This is a genomic window from Companilactobacillus mindensis DSM 14500 (assembly GCF_001434275.1).
Taxonomy (GTDB): Bacteria; Bacillota; Bacilli; order Lactobacillales; family Lactobacillaceae; genus Companilactobacillus; species Companilactobacillus mindensis.
The window spans coordinates 97,519-106,943 of sequence record NZ_AZEZ01000092.1; the positions used below are offsets into that span (position 1 = coordinate 97,519).

A 9,425-nucleotide genomic window follows, 5' to 3' on the forward strand; every position below is an offset into this window, starting at 1 on the left:
TCTTTCGATTGATCGCTTTTTTTTTGCCCAAAATATAAGATATAATATAAACGTTCTATTTATAGGAGGAACGTCATGAATCAGAATGTTAAAAGCAAATGGCCCAAGATTTACTTTGCCATTGTGTTTCTTTATTTCTTTATTATGAGATTTTTGGTTATTCCATCAGGGGATGATTTCTTTTGGGGCGGTTCCCAAGGAAAGTATTTATTGCAACACGGTTTCTACGGTCCCCAGGCAATATACGGCGGTAGCAGCAATGGCCGCTATGTCGGAAATTTTTTAGAAATTTTTACGATCCATCATTTACTGCCAGCAATGTTGATGTACGGTATCTTTTGGACCTTGTTGATCTGGTGTATGTGGCGCTTGACCGGCAAAACTAAGCTCAGTTTGTTGTTGAGCAGCCTGTTCGTTTTCACCTTTCAAGATGGCTATTTGAGTACGGTGTTGGCTTGGAATGCTGGTTTTATCAATTACGTGCCACCATTGTCTTTGATTTTGTTGTATTTGGTCGTTGTTCAAAAAGATTGGCAAGGACAACTCAAGAATAGCAATTGGTTTTTGACAGGGGCAATGTTTCTGATGAGTTTAGTCGGCGGTCTGTTCGTTGAGCATTTGACGTTGTATCAGATTTTTATCGGATTGGCAGTCATGATCGTAGGGCACTTTATCTTCAAAAAAGGTATCGCTCTGTATGAGAGTGGCTACTTGATCGGAGCCGTTATGTCGGCGGCAATTATGTTCAGCCATCCAGCTTATCGGGAACACTCGACTTATCGCAATACGAGTTTGGATATTCCCGCATTGATCCAGAATTACTTCAACGTTACGCATTTTTGGTTCAATACTTTGAATGTAGTCGTCAATGTGGTGCTTTGTGTAACGATTGTTCTTTTGAGTTCTAAGATGTTTAAAAATCCACTGCGTAAGTGGCTGACTAATATAATTGCAAGTTTGTTTGCAGTCTACTATATAGCTATCAATTTGTGGCTTCAGACCAAAACTTACGACCAGTTCTTCATGTTCAAGCAATTAGCTGGTTCAAAAGCAGCCTTGTTAGATGGGGGGATTACCGTTTTATTTTGGATCTTCTTGATCTATGCGACTTTGTCGTTTTTCCGTTTCAAGACAGACTATGTGACTTACTTTAGTATGTTCTCATACTTTGCTTTGATTTCACCATTCTTGCTGATTGTTTCGCCAATCAATTCCCGAGAATTTTTCACAGCTTATATTTTCTTGTATCTAGCAATGATCCTCTTTGTTAGAAAAGCTTTGAGTTTTTATGCATTCAAGACGCGGAGAAGTGTCAAAGTTATTTTGGCAGCTGTTTTGTTACTCTGTGCAATCAACGTTGGCGTTAAGATGACAATGAATTATCAGGCCAATATGGCACGAGTTCAAGATGAAAGATTTTTGGATAGCAAAACTAGTTTGAAGACTCACGTTCCGTTTAGAAAATATGTCTTGTCAAATGATGCTTTGTTGCAACAGTCAGGCGTCTATTGGAAGGATTATCTCACTAAGACTTGGTGGGAAAGAATGTAATAACTTAGATAGTAAACCGATGCTTAGCATAAGAGTATCGGTTTTTTGTATGTCCAGCGTCATCTTCTTAATAAAGCGTATAATTACATCTATACAAACACAGGGGATGACAGGATGAAAATAGGTTTCTTTTCAAGTTCGACACCGATCACACAAATATCGCCACAACGATTTCAACGTGCCAAAAACTTCTTATTGGCTAAAGGAGTGGAATTAGTTGCTGGAAATTTGACAGGTCAAAGTGATTTTTATCGAGCCGGCAATATTAAGCAAAGAGCCGAGGAGATCAATCAACTGATACACGATGATTCAATCGATGTTTTGATGGCAACTATTGGGGGATTGAATACTAATGCTATTTTGGAATATTTGGATTTTGAGTATCTCGACCAACATCCTAAGGTAGTAGTCGGTTACTCCGATACGACAGCTTTTTTATTGGCGGTAACGACTCAAGCACCTAATTGTCGAGTATTTTATGGACCAGCGTTGGTAGCTTCGTTGGGGGAATTTGCACCGATCGTCGATTATACGTGGCAAGTTTTTGAAGAAGTTTTCAAACAAAAAGACGTAACTATAACGGCACCAACAACTTGGACTGATGAGTCAATTAATTGGCAGAAATTTGAACATGCTAAGAAAATGGTACCCAACCAATGGCATTATACGGATACGCCGGTTTTGTCGGGAAAAATATTGGGTGGAAACTTGGATACGATGTCAGGAATTATTGGCTCCAAATATTTTCCAACTTTTACTAAGGAAAATTTGTTACTGATTGAGGATGCTGAAAAAGATGCCGCTATCGTCGAAAAGAACTTTGCCATGCTCAAAAACCTGGGAACCTTTAATAAAGTTAAGGGGATTATTTTAGGTAAACATGCTCTCTTTGATGATTTGGGTACAAACCGGCAACCAATCGATATTCTCTTGGAAGTCTTGGGAGATTTAAAAGTACCGATCATTTATGACTACGATTCAGCTCATACGGTGCCAATGATAACGACGCCACTTGGCCCTTTGGCAGCTTTGGATGCCAAGTCTATGCGCGTGAGTTTTTCACAGTCTCGAATGTGATAAAATAAGGCTAGAAAGTGCTTACAGGGGTGCGGGATGAAAAAATTTTGGAGTATACTCGGAATATTTTTTTTGATCTTACTGATCTTTCAAACGCCGACGATAGTTAAAGCAGCGGATAAAGCGCAAGTTCAAAATTATCAAGTTGAGGCGCAGATTCAAAAGAATGGCGATATTGAATTGACTCAACGAGTAAATTATCAATTTAATACCGATTTACATGGAGTTTATTATAATCAGGATTTAACTGGTATTAAGGGTGCGACTCAGCCAGAGGTCAGCGTTGATGAGGGCTATCGGAAACTGAACTTGAAACAGAGTCAATCGGGGGAAAATAATACCTTCAAAGTCACTAAGACGAAAAAAAAATTCAGTCTCAAGGTTTATCACAATATCGATGAAGACGATAACCAAACCTTTATCTATAAATATCGCTTGCTCGGGGCCATTACTAATTATCGAGATACGGCCGAAATGAATTGGCAGATTATCGGTAATGGTTGGGATAATGATTTAAACAATGTCAAATTGACTATTAGTTTGCCACAGAAGAAGGTTCCCCAATTAAAGGCTTGGACTCATGGTCCTATGCAAGGCCACACAAAAGTCGATCGTAAAAATGGTCGGGTAATTTTGACAGTTAGAAGGGTACCGGCTAATACGGCAGTGGAGAGTCATCTGATTTTTCCAACATCAGTTACAGCAACTAATCCAAATGTCGTCCAAAAGAATGCTAAAACTCGAATTATGCAAGCTGAGAAACAAAAAGTTTTGGCAGCTAACAGACAGCGGCAACATCAAGACTGGATCTATTTATCACTGATGGTGCTTGGTGGTTTGGTCATTGCAATTTTGTATTTGATTCGTTTTAGAGAGTTTCAACGAAACTCTGGACAGAAGCACAAAATTCCCACGCCACTTTATCACGTCTTCGATGAACCAAAGTTTTTACCTAGTTTTACGAAGGTGATCTTGGAACGGCTGGATAAAGCTGACAGTCAGTCATTGATGGCCGATTTGATGAATGAAGTTGGTCAAAGACATATGAAAATTGATTGGATCGGTTCGTCATATGAAATTACGGCCTTAACGCCACCGACAAATCCATTTTTCCAATATTTGATCAATGACATAGGTGACGGTCAAACAGTTAGCTTGAAGGAAATTAGAAGGGCCTCACAGGCAGCTGATTATAGTGATGAAGATAATTTGAATGATCATTTTGACGACTGGGCCGAATCAGCTGCTAGTGGACGTGAAAGGTATTTGGACCTTAGCAATATGGCCATTGTTTTCAAATTTAAAGTAGCGGCAATTACGACTGATGTTATTTCGTTTATTATGATCGTGATCACGATGCTCTTTGCGAAAAGCTTATTGTTGGTAGCAATTATTTGGATCACTGTGGCAATTTTAGCTTGGGTCATCTGGTATTTGATTAGCAAAAGAGTAACGCCATATACTGATTTGGGCGAACAAGAAGTTAATCAGATCAGAGCCTTTAGAAGAATGTTGGAAGATATTGACGATATCAAATTAGCTGAAGTTGGCGACATTATTTTGTGGGAGAAATTCATTCCTTACGCGATGGTTTTTGGTATCTCTGATAAAGTCATCAAAGCTTTGCGGGTCAATTTCACACCTGAGCAGTTGAATGATAGTTTTATCATTCCTTACTTTATTGGTGCCAATAGTTTCTTTAATACCACTAAGGGTGGATTCCAAACTTCATTCATCGGTGCTTTGAGTGCTGGTGGGTCGTCAAGCATTTCCGGTGGTTCCGGAGGCTTTTCGGGCGGTTCGTCAGGTGGTTTTGGCGGCGGCTCCGGTGGTGGAGTATTTTAGACAGATAGGTCATCTAGGAAATCTGGATGGCTTTTTTTGTATGGTAAAATAGGCATATTGCAAAAATTATCTTGGGGGTATGCATGAGAAAATTATGGGGTGCGTTATTTGTTTTTCTAGGGATATTTTTGGCTTTTCAGACAACCACAACGGTTCAAGCCAAAAGCTTTCAAATTGAAAAATATCACGTCAATGCACAGATTCAAAAAAATGGTGATATCGATTTGACGCAGCAGATCGAATATCATTTCCACGGAAAATCCCATGGGGTTTACTATAATCAAGATCTTAAAGGCATCAAGGGTGCAGAGACTCCACAAGTTTGGGTCAAAACTGGTCAGAAAACTACACCATTAACAAACAATACGACTGAACAAGACAATACGTTTAAAGTTAATGAGACCAATGATCGAATGGATATCAAAGTTTATCATGCGGTCCAAAACGAAACGGCAACTTTTATTTATAAATATCGGCTCGACGGTGCCATCACTAATTATTTGGACACGGCTGAAATGAATTGGAAGATCATTGGCAATGGTTGGGAAAAGGAATTGAATAACGTCAAACTGACAGTTCAGTTGCCAAAAAATAACGTGTCACAATTACAAGCTTGGTCGCATGGTTTTTCAACGGGATATACAAAAGTCGATTGAAAGAATGGTCGAGTTATTATGACCTTGAAACATAATCCCGCTAACACAGCAGTGGAGAGTCATATCATCTTTCCAATCTCGGTAACGCCAAATAATCAAAACGTAGTTAATAAAAAAATGAAGAGTAAAATTTTGGCAGCTGAAAAACAGTTGGCAATTGAGGCTAATATCAAGCGACGAAATAAAGAGTATATTTATCGAGTTTTGATGGCTGTCGGCTTTTTGGTGGTTAGCGTGATCCATTTATTTAGAATTGTGGCGATTAGAAAGGACAATATCAATCAGCATATTGTACCGACACCGCTGTATCATTTATTTGAAGAACCTAAATTTGTGCCTAGTTTTACAAAGGTACTTTTGGATCGTTTAACTAAGGCTGATGGCTTGTCGCTGACGGCAGATCTACTTTATGAGGTCAACAAACGTCGCATGAAAATCGAATCGTCTGGTAGAACTTATTTGATCACCGCTTTGGTGCCACCGACGAATAAATTCTTTAAATATTTGATTGAAGAAATTGGGGATGGTCAAAAAGTCACCGTCAAACAGATCAAGCAGGCAGCAACTTCAATGTACACACGGCGGAAGGTCAATCGTCATTTTACAGATTGGTCAAAGGCTGCAGCCAAAAACCGAGCCAAATATTTAGATCTACATAATATTAGTATCGTCGATGATTTTAAGTTTTCGGCAGTTGCGACGGATATTATTTTGGCAATTATGTTTGTCATTTCAGTGATATTTGGCAAAAGTATTTTACTGACAGGTATTGTCGCATTGATGCTGGGACTCTTGATCTGGAGTTTTTACTTCATAGCCAAGAGAAAAATCGTTCTCTACACTGATGAGGGTGCAGAAGAAATCAATCGCATCAAAGCTTTCAAGAGCATGTTGCAAGATATTGACGACATCAAGCTGGCTCAAGTGGGCGATATAATTCTCTGGGAACAATTTTTACCATATGCAGTTGCTTTTGGCGTTTCGGATAAAGTCATCAAGGCGCTGAAAGTTAATTTTGGTAAAGAAGCGATCAAACAGTCAGAATTTTTGCCATACTATATGGGATCGGCTAGTTTCTTAGGGACGAGTCCGGCAGGGTTTCAAACAGCCTTTGTTGGAGCAATCAGTGCCGGTGGAGCAGTCAGCAGTACTTCTGGTGGATCGGGCGGTTTCAGTGGCGGATCGTCTGGTGGCTTTGGTGGCGGTTCTGGCGGTGGAGCATTTTAAATCGAAAATATTTATTTTGTTTTATATTGTCGAACTTGAGATTTTTAAAGGTTATATAAAAAAGGTCATCCAATTTTTGGATGACCTTTTAATATATTTGAATGATTAAGCGTTGCGACGTTTGATGTAAAGTACGCTGGAAAGTAATACTAGGCCAAGTAGACTTGCAACTAAACCAGATTTTTCGCCGGTTTGTGGAAGTGTGTTGGTACTGTTATTACCATTGTTGGAATTACTTGTATTGTTAGTATTAGTTGGGTTAGTAATTACACCACCAGTAGTGTTGTTGTTATTGTTATTTGAGCCAGGATTTTCTGGATCAACAATTACGCCACCGTTATTGTCGCCAGGTTCAGAAGTGTTGCCTTCGTTGCCATTGTTGTTATCGCCAGGTTCGGAAGTATTGCCTTCATTACCGTTGTTTCGGAAGTTTTAATGTAATTGACGGAGGCATCGGAATCGGTGATCGTAAATTCGATTGGTTCGTTATTTAATTCGTAACCATTAGGAGCTTTAGTTTCTTTAAAGTAGTATTTGCCAGGTTTCAAACCTTCGATACTGATCATACCATTTTCGTCAGTAACGTTAGTTTCGATCTCGGTACCATTAGCATCATAAAGCGTATATTCAGCATTAGGCACTACTTTGGTCATATTAGAACTGTCGAATTTTTGCAATTCAACTAAGAAACTGTCGTCTAAGACTTCGGACTTGTAGTTATCGACTGGGATCATGATGGCTAATTTGTCGTTGGTGATCTCAAAGTCGTAGATCTTGTCTGAAAGCAAATATTCATCATTAGGAGCTTTTACTTCCTTCATTGAGTATTTACCGACTGGCAAGTTATATACATTAGCAATACCATTTTCGTCAGTTACTAGCGGTTGGTCGTTGATAGGAGTAGTAGAACCGGCTTTGTATAAGTTGTAAGTTGCTCCTTCAATAAACATATTTTCATCGCCAGTATTTTTCTTAGTCAAGATGACAGAGCCGGTGATGTTATTACCACTACCGCTACCAGAGTTGGAACCAGGTCTGACACTAGCTGAAGCTTTGTCGTCATTTGAGGAACTGTTGTTGCCGGTTCCACCATTTCCCCAGTTGAACGTAGCGTTGTTTTTGTAAACCGAGTTGCTGTTGACATTGTCTTGATCATTGATCCGTGTTTGGAAAGTGACCACATAGAATTGATCATCCTTAGGAAAGTCGGTGATCGAGAAGTGATCAGTAATGTCTTCTTCGTTAGGTGTAACTGTGTAGCCAGTGACTGGATCTTGTTTATAGTAAATACCTGGTCGCGATTCGGACCAGCGAGCTGTATAAACATTGATTGAGTCAGGGATGAATGTTTGGTCAGGGTTGATTGTTTCATTGGCAACTAAGTTAGCCATATTGACGCTGTTTCGGTTCAAAAGAACTGACCAAGTAATAATAGCGTCGCCATTTTCATCCTCGCCAAGGACACCTTTTTTAGAGAAGTCTAACTCAGGATTAACAATCGTCATATTATCGTTTTGGTTACCGATTTGAACATCGTTGTCGCCGATAATATAGCCCTTACCGACTCCGATAGCATTACCGATTTGTAATTGACCACTGTAATCTGTTTTGCCATCAACATTAGTAAAAGTAACCGTTATAGTGTTGTCAGCATTGACAACAGCTGTACCAATTGTTTCACCGGTATCCTTGTCGGTTAGTGGAATAGAAGTGCCGGGTTTAGTGACTTTTAAGATCTCAGGCAATTGGATTGTCCAAGTATCGCCATTTTGCAAGTCATTAGCTAAATTTTCGGTATTCCAATCGAGCGTCAAATTGATATTAGAACCCGTACCGTAATTCTTTTGTGCAATTGACATTCCACACAACAAATCATCTGTCGTGTAGTTCGTCGCCGCTTTTGCAGAAGTGAATTGACTTGAACAGATTAAAATGACCAAGCCAAGAGCAGCTACAAAGGCAGTTAGAAATTTGCGTAATTTTTTCCCCATTTCTGGACCCCCTGTATATTTGATACAAATATAATTATAAGATTATTGAAATAGAGAAAAAAGGGGTCGGCCACTAATTTAGAATAAATTTATTTTTTGAAAGAAAGCCTATTAATAGGAAGTTTCACGGCTTTGTGAATACTATATCTTGTGAAAATTGGGAATTTTCTACCATATATATGGTAGAAGTGATATCATAATTAATGTTGTTTTTTCGCACATGAAAAGAATTAAAAGCACATATATATATTGGAGGAGAATAATGATGATCGTATTGAGCGGCGCAATCGGAGCCGGTAAAAGTTCATTGGCAACAATTTTATCAGAACACCTAGGGACAGAAGCTTTCTATGAACAGGTTGATAATAACCCCGTATTGCCACTATTTTATAAGGATCCTAAGAAGTATGCTTTCTTGCTACAAATCTACTTCTTGAACAAACGTTTTGAATCAATTAAGAAAGCTATGGTACAAGATAACAACGTTTTGGACCGTTCAATCTATGAAGATTCATTATTCTTCCACATGAATGCTGATATGGGTAGAGCTACTCCCCAAGAAGTTAAGGTTTACGATGAATTATTAGCAAATATGATGCAAGAATTACCATATGCCGCTGCTAAAAAAGCTCCAGACCTATTGGTTCACTTGGATATTTCATACGATACTATGCTTCACCGAATCGAAAAACGTGGCCGTTCATACGAACAACCAGAACAAGATCCATCACTTCCAGAATACTACCAACAATTATTGGCTCGTTACGATGGTTGGTATGATGACTATGATTACAGTCCTAAGATGAAGATCGATGGCGACAAGTATGACTTTGTTGAAAATCCAGAAGATCGTCAAAAAGTTTTGGATTTGATCGACGAACAATTACGTGCTCGTGGAACACTTAAATAAAACCCATTTATAAAAATACCCTCTGATTCGATATGGGTACTTTTTCAACTTTGGTTATATACAATTATTTAGATATACTAATAGGCCATCCCAAAATCAGCCGGATGACCTATTTTTTGTAGTGCGCCCGGCATGGGCGCTAACTTGGTGGCGAAAGTCCACTGTGAG

At 39.0% G+C, this 9,425-nt stretch carries 8 protein-coding genes; 6 read left to right on the plus strand and 2 right to left on the minus strand.

Annotation, left to right across the window (positions count from 1 at the left end; all coding sequences use genetic code 11):
* Positions 1-75 precede the first annotated feature (75 nt).
* The 5 genes from FD29_RS08795 (at position 76) to FD29_RS08815 (ending at position 6,356) form a co-directional block, all read left to right on the plus strand.
* Positions 76-1,551 (plus strand): DUF6056 family protein, encoded by a 1,476-nt coding sequence (locus tag FD29_RS08795; RefSeq protein WP_057888568.1) that lies wholly within the window; start codon positions 76-78, stop codon positions 1,549-1,551.
* A gap of 114 nt (positions 1,552-1,665) precedes the next feature.
* Positions 1,666-2,628 (plus strand): S66 family peptidase, encoded by a 963-nt coding sequence (locus FD29_RS08800; protein ID WP_057888569.1) that lies wholly within the window; start codon positions 1,666-1,668, stop codon positions 2,626-2,628.
* Between the two features lie 36 nt (positions 2,629-2,664).
* On the plus strand, positions 2,665-4,473 hold the full coding sequence (locus tag FD29_RS08805; protein ID WP_057888570.1) for a DUF2207 domain-containing protein: 1,809 nt from the start codon (positions 2,665-2,667) through the stop codon (positions 4,471-4,473).
* Positions 4,474-4,556: 83 nt separating this feature from the next.
* On the plus strand, positions 4,557-5,129 hold the full coding sequence (locus tag FD29_RS11790) for a DUF2207 domain-containing protein (protein WP_057888571.1): 573 nt from the start codon (positions 4,557-4,559) through the stop codon (positions 5,127-5,129).
* Positions 5,130-5,147: 18 nt separating this feature from the next.
* Positions 5,148-6,356, plus strand: coding sequence for a DUF2207 domain-containing protein (locus FD29_RS08815; RefSeq protein WP_057888572.1), 1,209 nt, complete (start codon positions 5,148-5,150; stop codon positions 6,354-6,356).
* 105 nt (positions 6,357-6,461) lie between these two features.
* Here FD29_RS08815 and FD29_RS11840 read toward each other — a convergent pair whose 3' ends face one another.
* Together FD29_RS11840 and FD29_RS08820 are read right to left on the minus strand one after the other, a co-directional pair.
* On the minus strand, positions 6,462-6,683 hold the full coding sequence (locus FD29_RS11840; protein ID WP_083477827.1) for an LPXTG cell wall anchor domain-containing protein: 222 nt from the start codon (positions 6,681-6,683) through the stop codon (positions 6,462-6,464).
* Positions 6,683-8,347 carry a SpaA isopeptide-forming pilin-related protein gene (locus FD29_RS08820; RefSeq protein WP_057888573.1) on the minus strand — a complete coding sequence of 555 codons (1,665 nt, stop codon included), beginning with the start codon at positions 8,345-8,347 and terminating at the stop codon, positions 6,683-6,685. The genes FD29_RS11840 and FD29_RS08820 overlap by 1 nt, the downstream gene beginning before the upstream one ends.
* Positions 8,348-8,612: 265 nt before the next feature.
* Between FD29_RS08820 and FD29_RS08825 the strand changes: the two genes are divergently transcribed.
* Positions 8,613-9,257, plus strand: a complete 645-nt coding sequence (locus FD29_RS08825) for a deoxynucleoside kinase (protein ID WP_057888578.1) — start codon at positions 8,613-8,615, stop codon at positions 9,255-9,257.
* The last annotated feature ends 168 nt before the right edge of the window (positions 9,258-9,425 follow it).

Excerpts from the sequence above, each read along its gene's own strand:
- FD29_RS08820 (WP_057888573.1), bottom strand. The coding sequence starts at position 8,347 with ATGGGGAAAAAATTACGCAAATTTCTAACTGCCTTTGTAGCTGCTCTT.
- FD29_RS11790 (WP_057888571.1), top strand. The coding sequence starts at position 4,557 with ATGAGAAAATTATGGGGTGCGTTATTTGTTTTTCTAGGGATATTTTTG.
- FD29_RS08795 (WP_057888568.1), top strand. The coding sequence starts at position 76 with ATGAATCAGAATGTTAAAAGCAAATGGCCCAAGATTTACTTTGCCATT.
- FD29_RS08800 (WP_057888569.1), top strand. The coding sequence starts at position 1,666 with ATGAAAATAGGTTTCTTTTCAAGTTCGACACCGATCACACAAATATCG.
- FD29_RS08805 (WP_057888570.1), top strand. The coding sequence starts at position 2,665 with ATGAAAAAATTTTGGAGTATACTCGGAATATTTTTTTTGATCTTACTG.
- FD29_RS08815 (WP_057888572.1), top strand. The coding sequence starts at position 5,148 with ATGACCTTGAAACATAATCCCGCTAACACAGCAGTGGAGAGTCATATC.
- FD29_RS08825 (WP_057888578.1), top strand. The coding sequence starts at position 8,613 with ATGATCGTATTGAGCGGCGCAATCGGAGCCGGTAAAAGTTCATTGGCA.